At 69.4% G+C, this 25,451-nt stretch carries 22 protein-coding genes; 12 read left to right on the forward strand and 10 right to left on the reverse strand.

The genetic code is table 11. The features are described 5' to 3' along the window. The first annotated feature begins 83 nt into the window (after window positions 1–83). The 3 genes from OG241_RS28250 to OG241_RS28260 all read left to right on the forward strand — a co-directional run bounded on the left by OG241_RS28250 (window position 84) and on the right by OG241_RS28260 (window position 4,668). Complete coding sequence (locus tag OG241_RS28250; protein ID WP_405819079.1) at window positions 84–2,258, forward strand: SpoIIE family protein phosphatase; 2,175 nt, start codon at window positions 84–86, stop codon at window positions 2,256–2,258. A 44-nt stretch (window positions 2,259–2,302) separates the two neighbouring features. Then, entirely contained in the window at window positions 2,303–3,712 is a 1,410-nt protein-coding gene (locus OG241_RS28255) for a cytochrome P450 (RefSeq protein ID WP_405819080.1), read from the forward strand. A gap of 86 nt (window positions 3,713–3,798) precedes the next feature. Next, entirely contained in the window at window positions 3,799–4,668 is an 870-nt protein-coding gene (locus OG241_RS28260; protein WP_405819082.1) for a Bro-N domain-containing protein, read from the forward strand. 90 nt (window positions 4,669–4,758) lie between these two features. On the opposite strand, the gene OG241_RS28265 is transcribed toward OG241_RS28260, so the two are convergent. The 3 genes from OG241_RS28265 to OG241_RS28275 all read right to left on the reverse strand — a co-directional run bounded on the left by OG241_RS28265 (window position 4,759) and on the right by OG241_RS28275 (window position 8,577). Further along, a complete protein-coding gene (locus OG241_RS28265; RefSeq protein WP_405819083.1) occupies window positions 4,759–5,730 on the reverse strand; it encodes a pirin family protein in 972 nt (323 codons plus the stop codon). A 155-nt stretch (window positions 5,731–5,885) separates the two neighbouring features. Further along, window positions 5,886–7,844 (reverse strand): Ig-like domain repeat protein, encoded by a 1,959-nt coding sequence (locus OG241_RS28270; RefSeq protein WP_405819085.1) that lies wholly within the window; start codon window positions 7,842–7,844, stop codon window positions 5,886–5,888. 265 nt (window positions 7,845–8,109) lie between these two features. Then, a complete protein-coding gene (locus tag OG241_RS28275) occupies window positions 8,110–8,577 on the reverse strand; it encodes an SseB family protein (protein ID WP_405819087.1) in 468 nt (155 codons plus the stop codon). Window positions 8,578–8,758: 181 nt separating this feature from the next. On the opposite strand from OG241_RS28275, the gene OG241_RS28280 reads away from it, so the two are divergent. From OG241_RS28280 to OG241_RS28295, 4 genes are all read left to right on the forward strand, one after another. Beyond that, entirely contained in the window at window positions 8,759–9,628 is an 870-nt protein-coding gene (locus tag OG241_RS28280) for an intradiol ring-cleavage dioxygenase (protein WP_405819088.1), read from the forward strand. Window positions 9,629–9,791: 163 nt separating this feature from the next. After that, the gene (locus OG241_RS28285; protein WP_405826459.1) at window positions 9,792–11,618 is read left to right on the forward strand and encodes an acyl-CoA dehydrogenase; all 1,827 of its coding nucleotides are present in this window, start codon (window positions 9,792–9,794) and stop codon (window positions 11,616–11,618) included. 265 nt (window positions 11,619–11,883) lie between these two features. Then, window positions 11,884–13,182, forward strand: a complete 1,299-nt coding sequence (locus OG241_RS28290) for a M18 family aminopeptidase (RefSeq protein WP_405819090.1) — start codon at window positions 11,884–11,886, stop codon at window positions 13,180–13,182. A gap of 125 nt (window positions 13,183–13,307) precedes the next feature. Continuing rightward, window positions 13,308–13,526, forward strand: a complete 219-nt coding sequence (locus tag OG241_RS28295; RefSeq protein WP_405819091.1) for a hypothetical protein — start codon at window positions 13,308–13,310, stop codon at window positions 13,524–13,526. Window positions 13,527–13,599: 73 nt separating this feature from the next. On the opposite strand, the gene OG241_RS28300 is transcribed toward OG241_RS28295, so the two are convergent. Next, window positions 13,600–14,106, reverse strand: coding sequence for a hypothetical protein (locus tag OG241_RS28300; protein WP_405819093.1), 507 nt, complete (start codon window positions 14,104–14,106; stop codon window positions 13,600–13,602). Window positions 14,107–14,214: 108 nt separating this feature from the next. Between OG241_RS28300 and OG241_RS28305 the strand changes: the two genes are divergently transcribed. Next, window positions 14,215–14,709, forward strand: coding sequence for an LURP-one-related/scramblase family protein (locus OG241_RS28305; RefSeq protein WP_405819094.1), 495 nt, complete (start codon window positions 14,215–14,217; stop codon window positions 14,707–14,709). Window positions 14,710–14,785: 76 nt separating this feature from the next. Here OG241_RS28305 and OG241_RS28310 read toward each other — a convergent pair whose 3' ends face one another. Then, window positions 14,786–15,583: a carbon-nitrogen family hydrolase gene (locus tag OG241_RS28310; RefSeq protein ID WP_405819096.1), complete on the reverse strand. Its 798-nt coding sequence runs from the start codon at window positions 15,581–15,583 to the stop codon at window positions 14,786–14,788. A gap of 217 nt (window positions 15,584–15,800) precedes the next feature. Here OG241_RS28310 and OG241_RS28315 point away from each other — a divergent pair, with 217 nt between their 5' ends. Then, window positions 15,801–16,625, forward strand: coding sequence for a maleylpyruvate isomerase family mycothiol-dependent enzyme (locus OG241_RS28315; protein ID WP_405819097.1), 825 nt, complete (start codon window positions 15,801–15,803; stop codon window positions 16,623–16,625). Between the two features lie 122 nt (window positions 16,626–16,747). Here OG241_RS28315 and OG241_RS28320 read toward each other — a convergent pair whose 3' ends face one another. Both OG241_RS28320 and OG241_RS28325 read right to left on the reverse strand, forming a co-directional pair. Next, a complete protein-coding gene (locus OG241_RS28320; RefSeq protein WP_405819099.1) occupies window positions 16,748–18,085 on the reverse strand; it encodes a nitrate/nitrite transporter in 1,338 nt (445 codons plus the stop codon). Continuing rightward, on the reverse strand, window positions 18,082–18,744 hold the full coding sequence (locus tag OG241_RS28325) for a GntR family transcriptional regulator (protein ID WP_405819101.1): 663 nt from the start codon (window positions 18,742–18,744) through the stop codon (window positions 18,082–18,084). Before OG241_RS28325 ends, OG241_RS28320 begins: the two co-directional genes overlap by 4 nt. A 310-nt stretch (window positions 18,745–19,054) precedes the next feature. On the opposite strand from OG241_RS28325, the gene OG241_RS28330 reads away from it, so the two are divergent. Further along, the gene (locus OG241_RS28330; protein WP_405826460.1) at window positions 19,055–19,960 is read left to right on the forward strand and encodes a D-alanyl-D-alanine carboxypeptidase family protein; all 906 of its coding nucleotides are present in this window, start codon (window positions 19,055–19,057) and stop codon (window positions 19,958–19,960) included. Window positions 19,961–20,030: 70 nt separating this feature from the next. On the opposite strand, the gene OG241_RS28335 is transcribed toward OG241_RS28330, so the two are convergent. The 3 genes from OG241_RS28335 to pdhA form a co-directional block, all read right to left on the reverse strand. Beyond that, window positions 20,031–21,506 (reverse strand): dihydrolipoamide acetyltransferase family protein, encoded by a 1,476-nt coding sequence (locus OG241_RS28335; protein WP_405819103.1) that lies wholly within the window; start codon window positions 21,504–21,506, stop codon window positions 20,031–20,033. Between the two features lie 10 nt (window positions 21,507–21,516). Next, window positions 21,517–22,482, reverse strand: coding sequence for an alpha-ketoacid dehydrogenase subunit beta (locus OG241_RS28340; protein WP_319097785.1), 966 nt, complete (start codon window positions 22,480–22,482; stop codon window positions 21,517–21,519). 62 nt (window positions 22,483–22,544) lie between these two features. Further along, entirely contained in the window at window positions 22,545–23,891 is a 1,347-nt protein-coding gene (gene pdhA / locus OG241_RS28345; RefSeq protein ID WP_405819105.1) for a pyruvate dehydrogenase (acetyl-transferring) E1 component subunit alpha, read from the reverse strand. A gap of 321 nt (window positions 23,892–24,212) precedes the next feature. On the opposite strand from pdhA, the gene OG241_RS28350 reads away from it, so the two are divergent. Both OG241_RS28350 and OG241_RS28355 read left to right on the forward strand, forming a co-directional pair. Then, the gene (locus tag OG241_RS28350; RefSeq protein ID WP_405819107.1) at window positions 24,213–24,911 is read left to right on the forward strand and encodes a response regulator; all 699 of its coding nucleotides are present in this window, start codon (window positions 24,213–24,215) and stop codon (window positions 24,909–24,911) included. 129 nt (window positions 24,912–25,040) lie between these two features. After that, window positions 25,041–25,436 carry a pyridoxamine 5'-phosphate oxidase family protein gene (locus tag OG241_RS28355; RefSeq protein WP_405819109.1) on the forward strand — a complete coding sequence of 132 codons (396 nt, stop codon included), beginning with the start codon at window positions 25,041–25,043 and terminating at the stop codon, window positions 25,434–25,436. Window positions 25,437–25,451: the final 15 nt, after the last annotated feature.

Genomic DNA, 25,451 nt, shown 5'->3' on the forward strand with positions numbered 1-25,451 from the left:
GACCGGCCCGCACCCGCTCCTCCACAGGGTGCCCTGTACAGCTTGGGTGGCACGCTGCGATCACCTCTCCATAAAGTAGGTCAATGCGCACTGGTGAGCCCCTGCCCGCCGTGGGGGACGTCCTGGTCGCCCTCGCAACCGGTCTGTGGCATTGGGACACAGCTACACAACTGGTCACGCTCGACTCCGAGGCGGCCCGCCTCCTCGGCCTGCCCGCCCAGCCGACGACCCTCACGGAGGCCGCGACCCGGGCCCGCCTCCACCCGGTCGACTGGAACGAGATCACCGGCGTCATCCGGCTCGCCGTGGCCGAGGACAGCATCGCCGAGATCCGGGTGCGGGTCATGGACGAGCGCGGCCGGGTGATCCGTACCGCACGCAGCCGCGCGAAGCCGACCTTCGACCTCGAACGCAAGGCGTACGACGTGATGGGCACCCTCCAGGAGGTCACCGAGCCTCCGCCGGGCGCCGCCGCCCGCACCCCGGTCACCGGTGACTGGCGCCGCTCCCGCGAGGCGTTCCTGCTGGACGCGGGCCGGGCACTGGCCGAGGCGCGGTCCACGGAGGAGGTGCTGCGGGTCGCGGCCGGCCTGTCGATGCCGGGCTTCTCACCGGACGGCCTCGCCGTCTTCGGCGTCCAGGGCGACCGCCTCACGGTCGTCGGGCACCACGGCCAGCGCCCGGGCGACGAGCGTCCCTTCTCCCACATGCCCCTGGAGACCGACTATCCGGCCGCCGAGGTGGTCCGCACCGGCCGGGCCGTCTACCTCTCCTCCCCCGAGGCCTACAAGACCCGCTACCCCACCGCCTGGCCTCTCGCCCAGGTGTTCGACCGCCAGTCCTGGGCGTTCCTGCCCCTGACCGTCGCGGGCCGCACGATGGGCGCCTGGATGGCGGCCTTCACCTACCCGGTCAGCTTCACCCCCGACGAACGCTCCGTCCTGACGACGGTCGCCCGCATGCTCGCCCAGGCCCTCTCCCGGGCGGGCGTGGCCGAGTCGGAACGCGAACTGACCGACGGCCTCCAACGGTCCATGCTGCCGACCCTCGGCCCCGAGATACCCGGCATGGACGTCGCCGCCCGCTACATACCGACCGGCGGCGGCCTCCAGGTCGGCGGTGACTGGTACGACATGATCCCGCTGCCCGGCGGCGGACGCTTCGCCCTGGTCATCGGCGACGTCCAGGGCCATGACGTCCGCGCCGCCGGTCTGATGGGCCAGCTCCGGATAGCGCTGCGCGCCTACGCCTCCGAGGGCCACCGCCCCGACGCGGTCCTCTCCCGCGCGTCGCGCTTCCTGCACGGCATCACCCACAGCGCCGTCCACGACGGCGACAGCGCGGGCGGCGACCTGCGCTTCGCGACCTGCCTGTACGTCGAGGTCGACCCCGCGACCGGCGTCCTGGAGATCGCCCGCGCCGGCCATCCGGACCCGGCGATCCGGATGGCCGACGGCACGGTACTGACCCGTCCGACGGCGGGCGGCCTCCCCCTGGGCATCGACCCGGACGCCGACTACCCCACCACCCTCCTGGCCCTGGAGCCGGGCGAGACCATGCTCCTGTGCACCGACGGCCTGATCGAGACCGGCGGCCACGACCTGGAGACGGGCTGGCAGCGCATCCGCAGGACGCTGGAGGAACACAAGGGGGAGATCAAGGACGACGGCCTGGAGGAACTGGCCGACTCCCTGGTCCAGGCCGTGCACGGTCCCTCCTCCCACCACACCACGGGCCCGCTGGCCGACCGCCGCGAGGACGACATAGCGCTGCTGCTCCTGAGCCGCCCCGGCGAATGCGCCACCGACGGCACGCTGCCGCCGCCACACCCCACCGTCCGGCGCACCATGCTGACGATCGCCCAGGCGGAACCCGAGCGCGTCGCCGTCGCCCGGCAGCAGCTGCGCGAACAGCTCCACGACTGGCCCTGCCCCGACCAGGTCGACTCGGCGGTCCTCCTGATCTCGGAAACGGCCACCAACGTCCTGGTCCACACGGACGCCGACGCCCTGGTCGTCGCCGAGGTCACGGGCGACCCGGGCAAGCGCCGCATCCGCGTCGAGGTCACGGACGTGAGCGACGACCTGCCGCACAAGCGCCGCCCGGGCGAACTTGCCTCGTCGGGCCGGGGGTTGATGCTGATCGAGATGCTCGCGGACGCGTGGGGGGTCGACCCCCGGGGCGAGGGCAAGAGCATCTGGTTCGAGCTGTACGAGAGAACCCAGGAGAAGGAGAAGGAGGAGCTGGAGGGGGAGTAGGCAAAGGCGCCCCCGGGGAGCCGCGAAAAGCGGATGATACGACTATGGCCGTCACGCGAACCGCCCGCAGGACCGCACCCGGGACCGCACCCGCCACCGCCACACCTCCCGTCCCCGGCCCCACCGGCCACCCCCTGCTGGGCTCCGCCCTCGACCTCCGCAGGGACCCGCTCGGCACCTTCGTCCGCGCCCAGCGGGAGTACGGCGACGTGGTCCGCATGGCCGCCGGCCCACCCGGCCTCCGTACGGTCGTGTACTGCGTGTTCTCCCCCGAGGGCGCCCAGCAGGTCCTGGCCACCCAGGCCGCGAACTTCCGCAAGGACAACGTCTTCTACGAGGAGATACGGCAGACCGGCGGCAACGGCCTCCTGACCAGCCAGGACGACGTCTACCTCCGCCAACGCCGCCTGATCCAGCCCCTGTTCACCAAGAAACGGGTCGACGGCTACGCCACGACGATCACCCGCGAGGCCGAGGCGACAGCGGAACGCTGGCGGAACCGGCCCGAGGTGGACGTCGTACGGGAGATGGACCGGCTGGCGCTGCGGACGGTCACCCGTGTGCTGTTCGGCGCGGACGTCGAGGCCGCGGTGGACGTCGTCCACGCCAACTTCCCGGTCATCAGCGCGTACATCACAGGGCGGGCCTACTCCCCGCTCAGGATTCCGCGCACCTGGCCCACCCCGTCCAACAGACGGGCGGCGGCGGCCACCCGGGCGGTGTACGAGGTCTGCGACCGGATCATCGCGACGCGCCGGAGCGACGGCACCGGGACCGAGGACCAGGGCGACGACCTGCTCTCCCTCCTCTCCCGGGCGCAGAACGACGAGGACGGCAGCCTCGACGCCACCGAACTCCGCGACCAGGTCCTGGTGTTCCTGCTGGCGGGCCACGAAACGACGGCGACGTCACTGGCCTTCGCCCTCCGCCTCCTGGCCCGCCACCCCGAGGTGCGGGCCCGGGCCCACGAGGAGATCGACGCGCTGCCCCCGGGGGAGCCTTACACAGCGGCGACCGTGGACCGACTCCCGTACCTGACAAGGGTCCTGAAGGAGACGATGCGCCTGTATCCGGCCGCACCGCTGATGGGCAGGCGGGCGGTGGCGCGGACGGAGGTCGACGGCCACGTCATCCCGGCAGGCGCGGACGTCCTGGTCTCCCCCTGGGTCACCCACCGCCACCCGGCCCACTGGGACACCCCCGACCGCTTCGACCCGGACCGCTTCACCCCCGACCAGGAATCCGCCCGCCACCGCTACGCATGGCTCCCCTTCGGCGGCGGCCCACGCGCGTGCATAGGCCGCCACTTCTCGATGCTGGAGTCGGTCCTGGCCCTGGCGGTGCTGCTCCGCGAGTACGACGTCGAGTCACCGACCACGGAGATGCCGGTGACGGCGGCGGTCACGTTGCAGGCGGTGGGGGAGGGCAGGGTGGGGGTGCGGGCGCGGAAGTGACGCATCAGCACAACGAGTGAACATCATTGCTTCGAACACGAGTTGCGCTCCCACCTGCCTACTTTCGGAGGCGGAGGTGATGCTCGATGTACGAGCAGAACAACACGCACAAAGACGCGATCGACATCAACGACTTCGTGTTCGCGGCCACGGGGGCGCGGGTACGCAGGCTGACCATGCCGGACGGGACGCACTGGTTTCCCGCGGCGGACGTCTGCAAGGAGCTGGGGTACACAACCACCCGAAAGGCACTCCTCGACCACGTCCCCGAAGAGCACCGAGAGTTTCTTGAGACTGTGACTGGAAGTCACAGTCTCAGCGTTCCCGCAGGTCGGGGGTGGCGACGAGACATGAACCTCATCGATCTCCAGGGCCTGATCCGCTTGGTCAACGGCTGCACCAAGCCCGAGTCCCAACCCTTCAAGGCCTGGGTCTCCGAAGTCATCGCCACCATCCAGCGCGACGGCTCCTACTCCCTCGAACCCGCCGCCCTGCAACCCACCCCGACCACTGTCACCGCCTACGCCGTCCCCCAACAACTCGCCGACGCCCTCGTCCGTCTCGAAGAGCGCGTCGACCGGCAGGACGAAACCCTGCGTCAGATCGACACCAAGCAGAACGTGATCGTCGACCTGCTCAGGGACCTCACCCAGACCCTCCGCCGCACCGGCGACCTCGTCCGCCCCGTCCAGGCCCCGGAGCTGACACCCCAACAGCTCCTGTCCAACTGGAAGTCCAGGAACCTCGTCGTCACCGAGGACGTCCACACGGTCGCCGCCCACCTGGCCCCGGCGCTGCTGCACGGCGGCGCCAACTACAGCGTGGAGGAGGTCTCCGTACACACCGGACTCTCCCCGGACCGCGTCCGCCACAGCCTGGAACTGCTGTCCGAGCAGGGATGCGTACGCGAGGCCGGCCGCACTCCGGACGACACTCCGTTCTACGTGCTGCCGTAGTCCAGTAGCCCTGTAAGCAAGACAGGCCCGAAGCCGCAAACCAAAGTTGCGGCTTCGGGCCTGGTCGTACAGTACTGAACTTTCGAAGTCCTACAGACCACCCTCGGACATCCCGTGCACCGCCGGGATCGTGCCCAGCCGGCCCTTCTGGAAGTCCTCGAACGCCTGCTCAAGCTCCGCCCTCGTGTTCATCACGAACGGGCCGTAGTGAGCCATCGGCTCCCGGATCGGCTGACCGCCCAGGAGGACGACCTCCAGGTCCGGGCTGTTCGCGTCCTGCAGTTCGTCCGCGCGGACCGTGATCGACGAACCCGCGCCGAAGACCGCCGTCTGACCCTTGTGCACTGCCCGCCGGTCCGCACCGACGCTGCCGCGACCGGCGAGGACGTACGCGAGGCCGTTGAAGTCCTCGCGCCAGGGCAGGGTGACCTCCGCGCCCGGGGCCACCGTGGCGTGGACCAGGCTGATCGGGGTGTGGGTGATACCGGGGCCCTGGTGACCGTCCAGCTCGCCGGCGATGACGCGCAGGAGCGCGCCGCCGTCGTGGGACGTGAGCAGCTGGACCTGGCCGCCGCGGATGTCCTGGTAGCGCGGGGCCATCATCTTGTCCTTGGCCGGGAGGTTCACCCACAGCTGGATGCCGTGGAAGAGACCGCCGGACACGACCAGCGACTCCGGCGGCGCCTCGATGTGGAGGAGACCCGAACCGGCCGTCATCCACTGGGTGTCACCGTTGGTGATGGTGCCGCCGCCGCCCTGGCTGTCCTGGTGGTCGAAGATCCCGTCGATGATGTAGGTGACGGTCTCGAAGCCGCGGTGGGGGTGCCAGGGGGTGCCCTTCGGCTCGCCCGGCGCGTACTCCACCTCACCCATCTGGTCCATCATGATGAACGGGTCGAGGTGCTTGTAGGCAATCCCGGCGAACGCCCGGCGCACCGGGAATCCCTCGCCCTCGAAACCGCTCGGCGCGGTCGTCACGGTGAGCACGGGACGCGCCACGGCTTCGGCCGAAGCGGCCACACGGGGCAGGGTCAGCGGGTTCTCGACGGTCACTGCAGGCATGTCGGGACCTCCTTGTGCGGCCAGTTTAGTTGATTATTGAACTTCCTGCTACCCCCAACAGAGAAGGCCCGGAGGGCATTCCCTCCGGGCCTTCACCCACCGACCAGGGATCGGCTGAGCGACTGCTGGCGGCTGCTGGTTGCTGCCAGCGACTGCTAGTTGCTGAAGTACAGGTACTTCCAGGATCCGAACGTCGTCGAGTTCACGTTGTCGCCGGACCCGCCGTCGACGTACACCGCCCGCATCCGGGCCCGGATGCCGGACTCACCGGGCGCCGGGAGCCGCACGACCGACTTGCCGTTCGTACCGATCGCGAAGTACTCGGAGCCGCTGGAGTACCACGTGCCCTGGTAGAAGACCTGGAGGTCGAGGCGCTGCTTGCGGCCCTTGTAGTAGGGCATCGAGGTCGTCAGCTGCGGGTCGGTGTTCTTGTGGAACCAGGAGTACGAGACCGAGCCGATCTTGGCCGTCTTGTAGTGCCGGGCGACGGCCAGGGAGATCCTCACCCGGGCGTTGGCCGTGACCCTGACCGTCTTCGGCTCGAAGCGGGTGTCACCCTTGAAGACCGCCGTGACGTTCGTGTCGCGGGTCATGTCGACGGTCGCGGTGAGGTTGCCGGCGGAGTTGACCTTGCCGGTCTTGATCAGCCTCTTCGGCTTGTCGGTGCCGTGCGGGTCCGACCAGATCTCGACGGTGCGGTTCTTGTAGGTCATGCCGAGGTGCGCGGTGAACTTGACGTCCGTGCCGTAGTTGTACAGCCTGCCGTTGTTGTTCAGGGTCAGGGCGGTCGTCGCGAAGGGGACCTCGACCCTGCCGGAGGCGGCGGCCGCCGTGTGATCGACGTCGCCCGCGTACGTGACCTTGTAGGTGACCCCGCCACCTGTCTGCGGGGTGTCCGTGAAGGAGTACGTCCCGTTCGCCTTCACCGTGACCGCCGGGAGCGCCTTGCCGTTCGGGCTCTCGGAGTCCTTCCGGGTGACCGCCAGCTTGGCGCCCGCCGGAAGCGGCAGCGTCGCCGAGATGCTGCCGGTGACGGTGAGCTTCTTGGCCCGGGGAGCCGAGTAGGGGGCGTCGACGGTGAGGTCCGGGACGCTGAGCGTGGCGTTGGTGAACACCTTCAGCGTGTAGCGGCTGTTCGACGTGTTGCTCTGCATGGAGAAGAGCCGCGGGGAGTCGGGGGCCCAGATGAGTCGGCCCGCGCCGTAGGCGTCGGAGTCGATACGGCGGACCAGCTTGTCGGAGCCGGGCCTGAAGACCGACACCTCGCTGCCGTAGACGTGGACGACCAGACCGCTCGGGGAGACGTCCGCGTACCCGGTCGGAACCGGGTAGCCGCCGGCCTCGGTCAGCTCGCCGCTCGCGTAGGAGAGCCGCCTGTTGCCGTTGACCAGCACCTGGGAGGTACCGGGGACGAGGTCGACGTCCGCGAAGATCTCCTTGACGCTGCTCTTGGCGACCACCCCGGGAGCGGCGCCGGACACGTCGAGCACGTTCAGCCCGCCCGCCTCGGCGTCGACGTAGGTGTAGGTCAGCAGGCCGGGGGTCGACGTGTCGGTGTCGAGCAGCGCCGCGTCGTCGTCCGGGACGACCCCCTCCGGGAGCAGGCCGAGGCTCACCGCGTTCACCTCGCCCGCCGGGGCGATCGCCGGGTTCACGGAACCCAGGTTTCCGTGGGTGGCGCCGTCCTCCCCGGTGACCTTGTACGAGAACCAGAGGCGGCCGCCGGCGAAGGCCAGGTCCCGGGGGTCGGTGCCGGCGCCGATGTCGTAGCGGGCCTTGACGTCCAGGCTGGTCGCGGCCGCGTCGAGAGCCACGATCTCGTGGGTGCCCGGCAGAGCCGCGTACAGGGTGGCGCCGTCGTCGGACACCGCCAGGTCGCTGATGCCGTCGAGGCCGACGGTCACGCCGACGAGAGTGCCGCTGTAGTTCGTGGCCAGAACGCGCCCGTTGGCCTGGTCGGCGACGAAGACGCGCTGCAGGGCCTGGTCGGCGACCATGCCGACGGGTGTGGTGACGAAGGCTTCCTGAGCCGACGCGGAACCGGTGGCGGCGATGCTGAGTGCCGCTGAGCTGAAGAGAACCGCGAGCGCCGTCGCGGTCGAAGTGCTGCGCATACGCACAGTAGTGAACCCCCCACAAGGAACCCGGAATCACCGGGAGCTGAGAGCGCCGCGCGACACCCAGGCGCGACCGCTCGAAGCGGTGGCCAGTGGGGCGCGGCTGCCAGAAGGAACCCTATGGCATGCCTGTGACAATCGCGTGGGGATTTCCGCCGCCTGCGGACATCCCGGGGAAGTACCGGGGACATACCGAGGAAGTGAGGAAGTAGCGGGGACGTACTGCGGAACTACCCGGTGGGAAACGAGGGAGCGACGACCCTCAGCCGTACATCCTGCGCATCGCGAACTCCACCATCTGCTCGACCGCCTTCGCGTCGAACACCATGCGGTGCTCGCCCTCCATGTCCACGACGAAGCCGTAGCCGGTGGGCAGCAGGTCGATGACCTCGGCGCCGGTGATCACGAAGTACTTGGACTCCTTGCCGGCGTACCGGCGCAGCTCCTTCAGGGAGGTGAACATCGGGATCACCGGCTGCTGGGTGTTGTGCAGCGCCAGGAACCCGGGGTTGTCGCCGCGCGGGCAGTACACCTTCGACGTGGCGAAGACCTGCTGGAAGTCCTCCGCCGACATCGAGCCCGTCGTGAAAGCGCGCACCGCGTCCGCGAGGGACGGCGGGGACGGCTCGGGGTACAGCGGCGGCTGCTGGCCGTACCCGCCCGGCATCTGCTGCTGCGGCTGGGCGTACTGCTGCTGCTGCGCTCCAGCGTTCTGGTCATAGCCGTACATGGGCGCAAGGGTACCGAGAGCGTGGCCTCGCCGGGCCGGGGGAGCCCGTCCTCTGGGCGTTATGGGGACATCTCATTGAAAGTTCACGGATTCGGGGCCGGTTTCCCGCAGCGGGCGCATACCGTCGACTACGGCAAAGCCCGGGTAAACACCTGGCAGGCACCAGCAAGGGGATACGGCCATGAACGGACAGACGACCGGCCAGCACCACGGAACCCATGAGGACCACGACGACCACGGAGGGCTCGCGCGCGACCTTCCCGTCCTCGCCCGCCGCCGGATGATCCGGCTACTGACCGGCGCCGGCCTGGTTCCCCTGGTGGGCTGCTCCTCCGACGACGGCTCGACCCCCTCCGCCGCGGCCTCCGCCTCTTCCCCCGCGTCTGTCTCATCCTCCGCCCCCTCCTCCTCGTCCGCCGAGTGCGCGACCATCCCGGACGAGACCGCCGGCCCCTACCCGGGCGACGGTTCGAACGGGGTGAACGTGCTCAAGGAGAGCGGTGTCGTCCGCAGCGACATCAGGTCCAGTTTCGGCGACTCGGCCGGCGGTACCGCCGAAGGTGTGCCGCTCACCGTCACGCTCACGGTCGTCGACGCGGCCTCCGGCTGCGGTACGCCGAAGAAGGGCGCCGCCGTCTACGTCTGGCAGTGCGACCGCGCGGGCGACTACTCCCTCTATACGGCGGGAGCCGCCGACGAGAACTACCTGCGGGGCGTGCAGGAGACGGACGACAAGGGCCAGGTCACCTTCACCAGCGTCTTCCCGGGCTGCTACCCGGGCCGCTGGCCGCACATCCACTTCGAGGTCTACGGCAGCCTGACGGACGCCACCGCGGCCACCTCCATCACGAACACCTCGCAGCTGGCGCTCCCGAAGGACGCCTGCGACACGGTGTACGCGACGGACGGTTACAGCAGCAGCGTGGAGAACCTCGGCCGGCTCACCCTGGAGACCGACATGGTTTTCAGGGACGGCCACGACCAGCAGCTGGCGACCGTGGAAGGCAGCGTGAGCAAGGGCTACACGGCCACCCTCACCGTCCCGGTCTAGACCATTCACCCGGCCTTTGGCGCGTTCCGTGTCACACATGACCGGTTGGGGTTGCGTCTTATTACCGACGGGTAGCATCATCGTGGGCAGGTAGCTACTAGTCAGTATGCGAATTAGGCGCGAGGAGCCAGTGCCTCGCCGATCTCTCTACGGAGCCGTCGCCATGGGGCACTACAAGTCGAATCTCCGCGACATCGAGTTCAACCTCTTCGAGGTCCTCGGGCGCGACAAGCTGTACGGCACGGGTCCGTTCGCGGAGATGGACGCGGACACCGCCAAGAGCATCCTCGAGGAGATGACGCGCCTCGCGGAGAACGAGCTGGCCGAGTCCTTCACGGACGGCGACCGCACCCCGCCGGTCTTCGACCCCGCGACGAACACCGCGCCCGTACCGGCGTCCTTCAAGAAGAGCTACAAGGCCTTCATGGAGTCGGAGTACTGGCGCCTCGGCCTGCCCGAGGAGATCGGCGGCACCACCGCGCCGCGCTCCCTGATCTGGTCCTACGCGGAGCTGCTGCTCGGCGCGAACCCGGCCGTGTGGATGTACGCCTCCGGCCCGGCGTTCGCCGGCATCCTCTTCGACGAGGGCAACGACGTACAGAAGAAGATCGCCCAGATCGCGGTCGACAAGACCTGGGGCTCCACCATGGTCCTCACCGAGCCGGACGCCGGCTCGGACGTGGGCGCCGGCCGCACGAAGGCGGTCCAGCAGGACGACGGCTCCTGGCACATCGAGGGCGTGAAGCGGTTCATCACCTCCGGTGAGCACGACATGGAGGAGAACATCCTCCACTACGTCCTCGCGCGCCCGGAGGGCCACGGCCCCGGCACCAAGGGCCTGTCCCTCTTCCTCGTACCGAAGTTCCTCTTCGACTTCGAGACCGGCGAGCTCGGCGAGCGCAACGGCGTGTACGCGACGAACGTCGAGCACAAGATGGGCCTCAAGGCCTCCAACACCTGCGAGATGACCTTCGGCGACCGGCACCCGGCCAAGGGCTGGCTGATCGGCGACAAGCACGACGGCATCCGCCAGATGTTCCGGATCATCGAGTTCGCCCGCATGATGGTCGGCACGAAGGCGATCTCCACCCTCTCGACCGGCTACCTGAACGCCCTGGAGTACGCCAAGGAGCGCGTCCAGGGTACGGATCTCGCCAACTTCATGGACAAGACGGCGCCCAAGGTCACCATCACGCACCACCCGGACGTCCGCCGCTCGCTGATCACGCAGAAGGCGTACGCCGAGGGCATGCGCGCCCTGGTGCTCTACACGGCCTCCGTCCAGGACGAGATCCAGGTCAAGGAGGCGGCGGGCGAGGACACCGCCGCGCTGGAGGCCCTCAACGACCTCCTCCTCCCGATCGTGAAGGGCTACGGCTCCGAGAAGGGCTACGAGCAGCTCGCCCAGTCGCTCCAGACCTTCGGCGGCTCCGGGTTCCTCCAGGAGTACCCGATCGAGCAGTACATCCGCGACGCCAAGATCGACACCCTGTACGAGGGCACGACCGCGATCCAGGGCCAGGACTTCTTCTTCCGGAAGATCGTCCGCAACCAGGGCGCGGCCCTCAACTCCCTTGCCGAGGACATCAAGAAGTTCCTCGCGCCGGGCACGGGCGGCGAGGACCTGGCGGTGGCGCGCGAGCAGCTCGCCAAGGCCGCCGTCGAGCTGGAGGCGATCGTCGGCCTGATGCTGACGGACCTCGCGGCGACCGAGCAGGACGTCAAGAACATCTACAAGGTGGGCCTCAACACCACCCGCCTGCTGATGGCCTCGGGCGACGTCGTCGTCGGCTACCTGCTCCTCAAGGGCGCCGCCGTGGCCGCCGAGAAGCTGCCGACCGCGTCCGCGAAGGACGTCCCGTTCTACCAGGGCAAGATCGCGGCGGCGAAGTTCTTCGCGGCCAACGTCCTCCCCGGCGTCACCGGCGCGCGCAAGCTCGCGGCGGGCGTCGACCTCGACGTGATGGAGCTGGACGAGGCGGCTTTCTGAGCGCGCTTCCCGCGCACACAACTCCCCCGCATCAGCAGGGGAGGCACACGGCAGGACACGCACACAGCGGCCAAGGACGGCGGCCCGCACCCGGATCACCTTCCGGGGCGGGCCGCCGTACTGCTGAACCGGGACACATCCCCACGGTCCGTCCGGTGTCCGGAAACTGACTCCCGAGCCAGTTGTCCGGCCTTCACATCCCCGTTACGAGAGCCCGCTCACCATCCCAGGGAGCGGGCGCTGTTACGTCGTTAAGGTGAACACCATGAGCGCACCCCACCGCTTCGACCGCGGCCACACCGACGACTTGATGTCCTTCCTGGCGGCAAGTCCGTCGCCGTACCACGCCGTGGCGAACACCGCCCAGCGGCTGGAGAAGGCGGGCTTCCGCCAGGTCGCCGAGACGGACGCCTGGGACGGGACGAGCGGCGGCAAGTACGTGCTGCGCGGCGGCGCGATCGTGGCCTGGTACGTCCCCGAGGGCGCCGCGCCGCACACCCCCTTCCGGATCGTCGGCGCCCACACCGACTCCCCCAACCTGCGCGTCAAGCCGGTGCCCGACCTCGGTGGACACGGTTGGCGCCAGGTCGCCGTGGAGATCTACGGCGGACCGCTGCTCAACTCCTGGCTCGACCGCGACCTCGGACTGGCCGGCCGGCTCACCCTGCGGGACGGCACCTCGCGCCTGGTGGACGTCGACCGGCCCCTGCTGCGAGTCCCCCAGCTCGCCATCCACCTCGACCGTGCCGTGAACACCGACGGTCTGAAGCTCGACAAGCAGCGCCATCTGCAGCCGATCTGGGGCATGTCGGACGACGTCCGTGAGGGCGACCTGATCGCCTTCGTCGAAGAGGAGTGCGGGCTCGCGCCGGGCGAGGTCACCGGCTGGGACCTGATGGCCCACTCCGTCGAACCGCCCGCCTACCTGGGCCGCGACCGGGAGTTGGTCGCGGGGCCGCGCATGGACAACCTCCTGTCCGTGCACGCCGCCACAGCGGCCCTCGCCGCCGTTTCCACCGGCGCCGAGCAGCTTCCGTACATCCCGGTCCTCGCGGCCTTCGACCACGAGGAGAACGGTTCTCAGAGCGACACCGGCGCGGACGGGCCGCTCCTCGGCAGCGTGCTGGAGCGTTCGGTGTTCGCGCGCGGGGGGACGTACGAGGACCGGGCAAGGGCGTTCGCGGGCACGATCTGTCTGTCCTCCGACACGGGCCACGCCGTCCACCCCAACTACGCGGAGCGGCACGACCCGACGCACCACCCGCGCGTCAACGGCGGCCCCATCCTCAAGGTCAACGTCAACAACCGCTACGCCACGGACGGTTCGGGCCGCGCGGTCTGGGCTGCCACCTGTGAGAAGGCCGGCGTCCCGTTCCAGAACTTCGTCTCCAACAACTCCATGCCCTGCGGCACGACGATCGGTCCGATCACCGCCGCGAGGCACGGCATCAAGACGGTCGACATCGGTGTGGCGATCCTGTCGATGCACAGCGCACGGGAGTTGTGCGGCGCCGACGACCCACACCTGCTCGCCAACGCCCTGCTCGCCTTCCTGGAAGGCTAGGACAGGTCGGCCAGGACAGGTCCTGGTCACGCGAGCACGCATACCTGTCCCGGCTCCGGGCACTCGGAAACTCCGGAACACCCGGAACCTCCGGAACGACCGGACCCGACAGGGAGGCAACACTCATGAGCCTCGGCGGATGCATCATCCTCATCGCCGTGGGAGCCATCCTCACCTTCGCGACCGACTGGCAGATGAAGGGGGTCAACCTCGACCTGGTCGGCGTCATCCTGATGATCGTGGGGCTGATCGGCGCCCTCGCGTTCCGCAGCGTCGCCCGTCGCCGACAGGTGCTGATACCGCCCTCGACGACCGTGATCGACGAGGACCGGCACCACGGCTGACCGGAATCCCGGTACGGACGGCGGCGTACGGCTCGTGCGCCCGCCCGCCGACTCCCGCGGGGCGATGCGCGGTTCAAGGCCGGACGGGGTCGCGGTACGCAGCGGCCTCGATCCGGCGGAGATCCTCGCGGTCCTTCTGCCGGTCCAGGTGGCGCTTCCACCTGACGGTGTCGGCGAGGGACAGGAACCTGAGGCCACTGTCGTCGTCGACCTCCGCCCGGGCGATGAGCTGGTCCACCGATCCGAACATGTGCGGGAACCAGCCGTCGAGGATCTCGATCCGGCTCCCGGCTTCGGCGACATTGACGGCGAGCACCTGCTCGTACGGCGCTCTTCGTACGTCACCGAGGACCTCGGCGCGTCTCCAGCCGGCCCCGCGCACCACGATGTCGAGATCGGTGACCCGGTCCCGCAGCCCACGGATGAAGAGCGGCGCACTGCCCGCCACGACGAAGTCCTCGCTCGGCAGCCCCAGGCTCCCGAGATGCCGGAAGGGCTCGGTCTTCAGCCGGACCGGCAGCAACACCGGGGGCCAGGGGTGGGACGAGGCGAGCGCTTCGGCTTCGTCCATGGCATCCATGGGTCGAGTGTCATCTCCAGGGCGGGCAGCCGCCCTGGAGATGACAGACTTCGGCCTGTCGGCCTACAGGTGGCGTTTTCGGACCGGTGGCCGGGAAACGGTGAGTACATGAGATTCCTCGTACGCGACCGGCTGCTCGGCTTCGGCGACGACTACTGGATCGAGAACCAGCACGGCGACAAGGTCTACCTGGTCGACGGCAAGGCGATGCGGCTGCGGGACACCTTCGAGCTGAAGGACACGCAGGGGCAGGTGCTGATCGACATCCACCAGAAGATGTTCGCCCTGCGGGACACCATGGTGATCGAACGGGCCGGCGAGCAGCTGGCGACGATCAAGCGCAAGCGGCTGTCCCTGCTGCGCAACCACTACCGGGTGACGCTGGTGGACGGCACCGAACTGGACGTCAGCGGGAAGATCCTGGACCGGGAGTTCGCGGTCGACTACGACGGCGAACTCCTCGCCCAGATCTCCCGTCGCTGGCTGCACGTACGCGAGACCTACGGGGTCGATGTCGTACGGGAGGACGCGGATCCGGCGCTCCTGATCGCGGTGGCGGTCTGCGTGATCCACCTGGCGGAGAAGGAGCGGTCGGACGACTGAGTACGGACGACCGAGGATGAGGACCCGAGGATCGAGGGCCCGCCGGGGGAGTTCGCACGCCCCGGCGGCGTCCGCGTCAGGGGCGGCGCGGGACCGCGAGCCCCAGCACCCGGTCCTTCAGCGCGGGGAACTGCTCCCGCGTCTCCCCCACCTTCGCGGGGTCGAACTCGACCCGCAGGATCTCCTCGCCCGCGCCCGCCTCGGCCAGCACCTCGCCCCATGGATCGACCACGATCGAGTGACCGGCCTGCGGAACTCCCGCATGGGTACCGGCCGTTCCACAGGCAAGGACGAACGCCTGGTTCTCGACCGCCCGTGCCTGAGCCAGGAGCGTCCAGTGGGCGCGCCGCCGTTCCGGCCAGCCCGCCGAGATGACGACGGTCTCCGCGCCCTCGTCGACAAGGCCGCGGAAGAGTTCGGGGAAACGGAGGTCGTAGCAGGTGGCGATGCCGACGGTCGTCTCGGGGAGACGGACGGTGGCCAGTTCCTCGCCCGCGCCCATCAGCACGGCCTCGCCCTTGTCGAAGCCGAAGCGATGGATCTTGCGGTAGACGGCGGCCAGATCACCGGCGGGGGAGAAGACGAGGGAGGTGTTGTACAGCGGGCCCTCGGGGTCGCGTTCCGGGATCGAGCCCGCGTGCAGCCACACGCCCGCGTCGCTCGCCGCCTTGGCCATGGCCTCGTACGTCGGGCCGTCCAGCGACTCGGCCTCCGTCGCGAACCGCTCGTACGCGAAAGCCCCGGTCGTCCACAGCTCGGGCAGCACGACGAGGTCGGCACCGGACTCGTCCCGCACCAGCGAGGCCACGCGCGTTCTACGCGATTCGACCGATTCGCCCTCTTCTACACCGATCTGGATGAGCGAGGCGCGCACACTACCACCGTCCTGACATTCGAGCCGTTCACACGGGCCTACGATCGTCACACGAAAGCACTGCCGGGGTGCCTCACAGCAGCGTAACTTAACGTTCCAAGACACCCGCTGACAGTTGTCCCGCCCGCGCCTTCGTACCGCCGACAACGCCGTCGACACCCGCCGTCATCCGCCGTCACCACTGCCCGCGTACCGACCGCCCGAGGGGTCCCGTTCCGTGAGTCTGCATCCCACTCTCCAGCCCTACGCCGACGCCTGGACCCACTCCATCGACGCGATATCCGAGCTGGTGTCACCGCTCGTGGAGGGCGAGTGGAACCGCCGGACCCCATGCCCTGGCTGGTCGGTCCGTGACGTGGTCTCCCATGTCATCGGCATGGAGTGCGAGATGCTCGGCGACCCGCGCCCCATCCACACCCTCCCGCGTGACCTCTACCACGTCACCAACGAGCAGCAGCGCTACACGGAGATGCAGGTCGACGTACGGCGGCACCACACCGCCCCCGAGATGACGTCCGAGCTGGAGTACACGGTCATCCGCCGCAACCGCCAGCTGCGCAACGAGACTCGGGAACCGAGGGCGATCATCCGTGGCCTCCACGGCCAGGAGACCGCCCTTGAGGACGCCATGCGCAACCGGGCGTTCGACGTGTGGGTGCACGAGCAGGACCTGCGTACCGCCCTCGGCCGGCCGGGCAACCTGGACTCGCCCGGCGCGCACATCACGCGGGACGTACTGCTCGACAGGCTGCCGAAGGCCGTCGCCAAGGACGCGGGGGCGCCGCGCAGTTCGGCGATCGTCTTCGACGTGCACGGTCCCCTCGAGTTCCTGCGCACGATCCGCGTCGACATCAACGGCCGCGGCACCCTGGAGACCTCCCCGGCCCTCGGCCCCGCAGCGTCCTTCTCCCTCGACTGGGAGACCTACTTCCGCCTGGCCTGCGGCCGCGTGACCCCGGAGGCCGCGTCCGACCGCATCAAGGCGGAGGGCGACCCTGGACTGACGGCGGCCATCCTGCGCCACTTCGCGGTGACGCCCTGAAACTTTCAAGGCCGGTCGGCCCTCTCAGCCCGTCCGGCGCTTGAGGACGAGGCCCCTTCAGGGCCGACAGCGGGGGCCTGGGGGCGGCAGCCCCCAGAAACGCCCACACCAACACCCCGCACCTACACCGGAACGTGCACTGTCGACACCCTGCTGGCAACCACTCGCTCCCGCTCCCGCAGCGCCGCCCGCTTCCGCAACCGCAGGATCTGGCTGACGCCAACCCCCTGCAACAGGAACACGAACGAGAACGCGGCCGTGTAGTTGTCCCCGGTCATGTCGAGCAGCACACCGACCGCGAACAGTGTCGTCATCGAGGCGACGAACCCGCCCATGTTGGTGATCCCGGACGCCGTGCCCTGACGCTCGGGCGGATTGGCCGGCCGGGCGAAGTCGAAGCCGAGCATCGACGCGGGCCCACAGGCACCCAGCACCGCGCACAGCACCACGAGCAGCCACATCGGGTCGTGGCCGGCGCCGGACAGCGCCGGGTAGCCGAGCGCCACCGCCCACGTCACCGCCGTGACGCCCACCGTGCCCAGCGCCAGCGGCAGCCGCGCCGTGTGGTGCCGGGCGACGATCTGGCCGTACACCAGGCCGAACACCATGTTCGACAGCACGACCAGTGTCAGCAGCTCCCCCGCCGTGGCCCGGGACAGCCCCTGCGCCTCGACGAGGAACGGCAGGCCCCACAGCAGCAGGAACACCATCGCCGGGAACTGCGTGGTGAAGTGCACCCACAGGCCGAGCCGCGTCCCCGGCTCGCGCCACGAGGCGACGATCTGCCGGCGGACGTACGCGGCCCCCTGATGCGGGAACGGCTCCGGCTCGTGCCCCTCCGGGTGATCCCTGAGGAAGAGAAGCATCAGCACGAGCACCACCACCCCCGCCGCCGCGCTGCCCGCGAAGGCCGCCGTCCATCCGACGCCGTGCAGCAGCCGCGCGATGACGAGCGTCGAGACGAGGTTGCCCGACATCCCGGCCAGCCCCGCCAGCTGCGCGATCATCGGCCCGCGCCGCGCGGGGAACCAACGGGACCCCAGCCGCAGCACGCTGATGAACGTCATCGCGTCACCGCACCCGAGCAGCGCGCGGGAGGCGAGGGCCGTGCCGTACGAGGGGGAGAACGCGAAGCCCAGTTGCCCGGCCGTGAACAGCACCGCCCCGATGGCCAGCACCTTCCTCGTGCCGAGCCGGTCGACGAGGAGTCCGACCGGTATCTGCATGCCCGCGTAGACGAGGAGCTGGAGGATCGAGAAGGTGGACAGCGCGGAGGCGCCCACGTGGAAGCGGTCGGCGGCGTCGAGCCCGGCCACCCCCAGTGACGTACGGAAGATGACGGCGACGAAGTACACGGAGACGCCGACGGACCAGACGAGGACCGCGCGGCGCCCACCGGGAGGATCGCCGGGCAGCGAACCGGGACCGGAACCGGCGCCGACGACGGACTTGGGGCTCATCGGACCTCGCCCCGGGCCAGGTTGGAGAACCAGTTGACGTGCCGGTGCACGATCGCGACCGCCGCCTCCGGATCGTCCGAGCGCAGCGCGTCGAGGATCTCCTGGTGCTCGGTGAGCGTCTTGGTGATGCGGTCGGGGTGGGCGTGCATGACGGCGACGCCCATCCTCAGCTGCCGGTCGCGCAGTTGGTCGTAGAGCCGGGAGAGGATCTCGTTGCCCCCGCTGCGGACGATCTCGGCGTGGAAGCACCGGTCGGTCACGGCGGCGCCCGCGAGGTCACCGGCGGCGGCCTGCTCGCGCTGGCGGTCGAGGAGCTCGGTGAGCCGGGCGATGAGCTGTGGCGAGGCGGGCACCGCCTTGCGGATGGTGTGTTCCTCGACCAGCTGCCGGGTCTCGACGACGTCCGCGATCTCCTGCGCGGAGACCGGCAGGACCAGCGCGCCCTTCTTCGGGTAGAGCTTGATCAGCCCCTCGGCCTCCAGCCGCAGCAGCGCCTCGCGCACAGGCGTGCGCGACACTCCTACGGCCTCGGCCAGTTCGCCTTCGGTGAGCAGCGTCCCGCCCTCGTAACGGCGGTCCAGGACGCCCTCTTTGACATGGGCGTAGACGCGCTCGGCGGCGGGAGGTTGCTTCACGTGCTGCACGGCCAGGCTGCTCATGCCGACAGCATAGATACAACACGTACACATGGGGGCGGCCGTCCGCCATATGGACCGACCCGAGAACCGATCCCCGTCCGGGGCGTGACGTCGCCGCGCGGACAACAGTTCAACTTTCCGAAGGGACGCGGGAACCACGCCCGGCCGTACGGCGTCCCTCGGAAAGGGAAAATCGGGGAACCCGCCTCAGCACGCGCACAACCAACTGTGCTAGTTACGAGTCACACGAGAGTGGCGTTTCGCCTACTCGGCCAACTCGACCGCTCTCCAGTGGCATTCGGACGATTCATACGTAATCGGGGTATTGAAGTTGATAACCGGCATCCAGGGCATCCGTTTTCGTAGAGCCGCAGCCGTGGTGGTCACCACCGGCGCCGTGCTCGCGACCGGAGCGCTCACCGCGGCGCCCGCGCAGGCCGCCGTCGCCGTTCCGACGATCGTCGCCAAGGGCGGCTATCTGATGAACAACGCCAACGGCGCGACGCTGTACGGCAAGGCAGCCGACACCAAGCTGTCCACCGGTTCCACCACGAAGATCATGACGGCGAAGGTCGTGCTGGCACAGACGAACCTGAACCTCAACGCCAAGGTCACCATCCAGAAGGCGTACAGCGACTACATCGTCGCCAACACCGCCTCCTCGGCCGGCCTGATCGTCGGCGACAAGGTCACCGTCCGCCAGCTGCTGTACGGGCTGATGCTGCCGTCGGGCTGCGACGCCGCGTACGCGCTCGCCGACAAGTTCGGCACCGGCACGACGCGTGCGGCCCGGGTGAAGTCGTTCATCGGCAAGATGAACAGCACGGCCCGCAGCCTCGGCATGACGAACACCAAGTTCGACAGCTTCGACGGCATCGGCAACGGCGCGAACTACTCGACGCCGCGCGACCTGACGAAGCTCGCCAGCAACACCATGAAGAGCGGCGCCTTCCGCACGATAGTGAAGACGCAGAACTTCAAGGAGAAGGTCACCACCAAGACCGGTGGCACCCGCTGGATGAGCTGGGAGAACACCAACAAGCCGCTGCTGTCCGGCTACGCCGGCACCATCGGTATCAAGACGGGCTCCGGCCCGCAGGCCAAGTACTGCCTGGTCTTCGCGGCCACCCGCAACGGCAAGACGGTCATCGGTACGGTCCTCGCCTCCACGTCGGTCGCCAACCGCACGGCGGACGCGAAGAAGCTGATGAACTACGGCTTCGCGCGCCTGGGCTGATGTCCAGCCGCTGATCCAAACGTGAGAAGGGGCCTGCCGCGCTCAGCGCGGCAGGCCCCTTCTTCGTGTCTCACGCCCAGGTGATGAGCTTCTTCGGCTGCTCCAGGATCGCCGCCACGTCCGCCAGCACCTTGGACCCCAACTCCCCGTCCACCAGCCGGTGGTCGAAGGAGAGGGCCAGGGTCGTCACCTGACGGGGCTTCACCTTGCCCTTGTGGACCCACGGCTGGAGCTTGATCGAGCCGATCGCCAGGATCGCGGCCTCGCCGGGCGGGAGAATCGGCGTGCCCGTGTCGACGCCGAAGACACCGACGTTCGTGATCGTCACCGTGCCGCCCTGCATCGCGCCGGGAGAGGTTTTGCCGTCCCGGGCCGTGGACACCAACTCGCCGAGCGCCTCCGCCAGTTGCGGGAGCGTCTTGTCGTGGGCGTCCTTGATGTTCGGGACGATCAGACCGCGCGGGGTGGCCGCCGCGATGCCCAGGTTGACGTAGTGCTTGAGCACGATCTCCTGGTTCGCCTCGTCCCAGGACGCGTTGATGTCCGGGTGGCGCTTGATCGCGACCAGCAGGGCCTTGGCGATCAGGAGCAGCGGGTTCACCCGCAGGCCCTGCATCTCCTTGTCCTGCTTCAGCTCCTCCACCAGTTTCAGGGTGCGCGTCACGTCCACCGTCACGAACTCCGTGACGTGCGGCGCCGTGAACGCCGAGCCGACCATCGCCGCCGCGGTCGCCTTCCGTACGCCCCTGACCGGGACGCGCGTCTCCCGGGCGCCGTCGTACGTGGCCGCCGGAGCCGCCGGGACGACCGGTGCCGTGCGCACCGGCTCGGGGGCCACCGGGGCCGCCGGCGCCACCGCCGCGTGCACGTCCTCGCGTGTGATGACGCCGTCGGGGCCCGACGGGGTCACCGTCGCCAGGTCGACGCCGAGATCCTTGGCGAGCTTGCGCACCGGCGGCTTCGCGAGCGGACGGTCCGTCACCGCGGCCAGGAGCGCCTGACCGGGCAGGGCCATTCCGGTGCCCGTGCCCGTGCTGGTGAGGGCGCCGTGGCCGTTGTTCGTCCCCACCTGCCCGCTGTGGCCGTTCAGCTCGTGCTGGACCGCCGCCGCGACCTCCTGCGCCGGGATGTCCGCGCCCTTGCGCGGACGGCGCTTGGTCGAGGAGACGGCCACGCCGTAGCCGACGAGGACCGGCTGACGGGCCGGCGGTTTCGCCTCCTCGGGCGCGGCCCGGGGTGCCTCGGCCGGAACGGGAGCCTCGGCCTCCACCGCGGCTCCGGTCCCGCCCGTCACGTCCACCGCGATGATCGACGTACCCACGTCGACCGTCGTGCCCTCGGCGAAGTGGAGCGAGCGCACGACCCCGTTGTACGGGATGGGCAGTTCGACGGCCGCCTTTGCGGTCTCGACCTCGCACACCACCTGGCCGTCGGTGACGGTGTCGCCCGGCTGGACGTACCACTTGAGGATCTCGGCCTCGGTGAGTCCCTCGCCCACGTCGGGCATCTTGAACTCGCGAACGGACGCGTCAGTCATCGTCGTCACGTCCCTCTCCTCAGTACGCCAGCGAGCGGTCGACAGCGTCGAGCACCCGGTCCAGGCTCGGTAGGTACTCCTCCTCCAGGCGCGCCGGCGGGTACGGGGCGTGATAGCCGCCGACCCTGAGCACCGGTGCCTCCAGGTGGTAGAAGCAGCGTTCCGTGATCCGGGCCGCGATCTCCGCACCCGAACCGAAGAACACCGGTGCCTCGTGCACCACGACCAGACGGCGGGTCTTCTCGACCGAGGCCTGGACGGTGTCGAAGTCGAGCGGGGAGACCGACCGGAGGTCGAGGACCTCCAGTGAACGCCCCTCCTCGGCCGCCGCGTTCGCGACCTCCAGGCACAGCTTCACCATCGGGCCGTAGGCCGCGAGGGTGAGATCGGTGCCCTCGCGGACCACCTTGGCCTTGTGGAGCGGGCCGGGGATGGCTTCGACATCGACCTCGGCCTTGTCCCAGTAGCGCCGCTTCGGCTCGAAGAAGATCACCGGGTCGTTGCTCTGGATGGCCTGCTGCATCATCCAGTACGCGTCCGACGCGTTGGCCGGGGACACCACCTTGAGGCCCGCCACATGCGCGAAGAGCGCCTCAGGGGACTCCGAGTGGTGCTCGACCGCGCCGATGCCGCCGCCGTACGGGATGCGGATGACGATCGGGAGCTTGATCTTGCCCAACGCGCGCGCGTGCATCTTCGCGAGCTGGGTGACGATCTGGTCGTACGCCGGGAAGACGAAGCCGTCGAACTGGATCTCGACCACCGGGCGGTAGCCGCGCAGGGCGAGGCCGATGGCCGTGCCGACGATGCCGGACTCGGCGAGCGGGGTGTCGATGACCCGGTCCTCGCCGAAGTCCTTCTGCAGACCGTCGGTGACCCGGAAGACTCCGCCGAGCTTGCCGACGTCCTCACCCATGATCAGGACCTTGGGGTCCGACTCCAGGGCCTTGCGCAGCGATTCGTTGATCGCCTTCGCCAGGGCCATGCTCTTGGACGTCACGGTCTTCGGGGCCGCGTTCGTCGAAGCCACTGTCTCAGCCGCCATGGTCATGCCCCCTCCACATCTGCGAACGACGCCTGGTAGGCGGCGAACTCGGCCCGCTCCTCGTCCACGAGCGCGTGCCCGTCGGCGTAGGTGTGCTCGAACATCGCGAAGGGGTCCGGGTCGGGCATTGCACGGACCACTTCGCGTACTCGCCTGCCCAACGACTCGCTCTCGGCCTCCAGTTCCGCGAAAAATCCCTCGTCCGCGTGGTTTGAGGCCTCCAGGTACGTCCGCAGACGCGCGATCGGGTCCTTCGCCTCCCAGGCCACCCGCTCGTCGTCGTGGCGGTAGCGCGTCGGGTCGTCGGAGGTCGTGTGGGCGCCCATGCGGTACGTGTACGCCTCGACCAGCGTCGGGCCCTCGCCGCTGCGGGCCCGCTCCAGGGCCCACTTCGTCACCGCGAGGACGGCCAGCACGTCGTTGCCGTCCACCCGTACGCCCGGGAAGCCGTAGCCCTGCGCGCGCTGGTAGAGCGGGACGCGGGTCTGGCGCTCGGTCGGCTCGGAGATCGCCCATTGGTTGTTCTGGCAGAAGAACACCACGGGGGCGTTGTAGACCGAGGCGAAGGTGAAGGACTCGGCGACGTCGCCCTGGCTGGAGGCGCCGTCCCCGAAGTACGCGATGACCGCGGAGTCGGCGCCGTCCTTGGCCACACCCATCGCGTAGCCGGTGGCGTGCAGGGTCTGCGAGCCGATGACGATCGTGTAGAGGTGGAAGTTGTTGGTGTTGGGGTCCCAGCCGCCGTGGTTCACCCCGCGGAACATGCCCAGCAGGTTGGTCGGGTCGATGTCCCGGCACCAGGCCACACCGTGCTCACGGTAGGTCGGGAAGACGTAGTCGTCGGGCCGGGTGGCACGGCCGGAGCCGATCTGGGCCGCCTCCTGGCCGAGCAGCGAGGCCCACAGGCCCAGCTCGCCCTGCCGCTGGAGGGCGGTGGCCTCGGCGTCGAAGCGGCGGGTCAGCACCATGTCCCGGTACAGACCGCGCAGGTCGTCAGGGGTGAGGGCTGCGACGTACGGGTCGTAGGCGGCGTTCTTGACGCGCCTGCCCTCGGGGGTCAGCAGTTGGACGAGATCCGGATCGGCGCCCGTCCCGCCCGACTTCTCAGCCGACTTCTCGACCGGCTCCCCGGGCGGCTTCTTGGCGGCGGCGCGCTTGCTGGGGGCTCGCTTGCTGGGGGCGCGCTTCGCGGCCGTGGCCTTCGTCGCGGTGGCAGTGGCGGGCGGCGCGGCCGTGGCTTGTGCGTCGACAGCCGGCGTGTCGGCGCTCTGCGCGGTGGTGCGGGTGGTACCGGTCTTGCTTCCGGCGCTGCGTCGCGGTTTGCGCGCGGCAGTGCTCTCCACGGTCACGTGTACTCCTCCGTCGGTCCGGCCCCGGGGTTGCCGGGTAACCAGTGCGGTCACCTGTTCCCGAGACCCGTGCACGGGGTGGGTGCCACTCGGCCGGGAACAGGCGTGACAGGCGTCCCGGCGAGCGTCCCGCAAGCATCACGTTACCCAGTGCGCCATATTTCTATGAAACCCCCCTGACCTGCGATTTTGCTTGGAAATCCAAGTAAATTGAGCAAGTCGGGAAGGGGCCCTGGTCACAGCCTTGCAGGGGGCCGGAACAACGGCACGTTATCCCGCTGACCCAGCTCACGGGAAGAGTCGGTGTGTGAGACTGTCCGGGTGCCCGAAGACGGAAAAATCACTGTATTTCTCCTCGACGACCATGAAGTCGTCCGCCGGGGAGTCCATGAACTGCTCTCGGTCGAGGACGACATCGAGGTGGTCGGCGAGGCCGGCACGGCGGCGGACGCACTGGTACGGATTCCGGCCACCCGCCCGGACGTGGCCGTCCTGGACGTACGGCTCCCGGACGGCAGCGGCGTCGAGGTGTGCCGCGAGATCCGCTCCCGGGACGCGGGCGTCAAGTGCCTGATGCTGACCTCGTTCGCCGACGACGAGGCGCTTTTCGACGCGATCATGGCGGGCGCCTCCGGGTACGTCCTGAAGGCCATCCGCGGACATGAACTACTGGCGGCCGTACGGGACGTGGCAGCCGGCAGGTCCCTGCTCGACCCGACCGCGACCGCCCGCGTGCTGGAGCGGCTGCGGGACGGCGGCGGCCCGAAGGGCGACGAACGGCTCGCGGACCTCACCGAGCGGGAGCGCCGGATCCTCGACCTGATCGGCGAGGGCCTCACCAACCGCGAGATCGGCGAACGGCTGCACCTGGCGGAGAAGACCATCAAGAACTACGTGTCCGGACTGCTGTCCAAACTCGGGATGCAGCGGCGCTCGCAGGCGGCGGCGTACGTGGCGCGGATGCAGGCGGAGCAGCACGGGTGGCGGCAGGGGCAGCACGAGCAGCGGCAGGGTTTCTAGGCCTCCCGGGCTTTCCGCGGCCGGGCACGCCGGGCACATCACCGGGGTGCCCGAATCGGGACTTTAGGCCTCTTTTCTCGGGGCGAGCGCCCCTGGTGTGCCCGGCTTCCCGTCTCGCACCCTGAGTGCATGCCGACCGACGAACAGCGCGCCGTCGACCTCCTCGGCCGGGTCGAGCACGGCCGGGTCGCGACCAGCATGCGCGCGCTGCCCTTCCTGGCGTCCGCCCGGCACATCGTGGTGGACGGCCAGGTTCTGCTGCGCCTGCACAGGGGGCACGGCTACCACCGGGCGTGTGTGGGCGGTGTCGTCGCGTACGGCGCCGATGTTCCGTCCGCGCGGAGTCGGTCCTGGTCCGTGCAGGTCGTCGGGGAGTGTGCCGCCGTCGAGCCGACCGCCGCCGAACTCGACCGGTTCGGCCCCGCACCGCGCTCCGTGGACGGCGTTCCCTTCGATCCCGTCTACCTGCGAGTCGAACCCCAGTTCGCAACAGTGCACTCGGTGATCGAAACCGACTGCCCGTGACTGTCTGCGGTCACC

Origin of the sequence: Streptomyces sp. NBC_01390 (assembly GCF_045040105.1) — a bacterium.
In the GTDB taxonomy this organism is placed as follows: Bacteria; Actinomycetota; Actinomycetes; order Streptomycetales; family Streptomycetaceae; genus Streptomyces.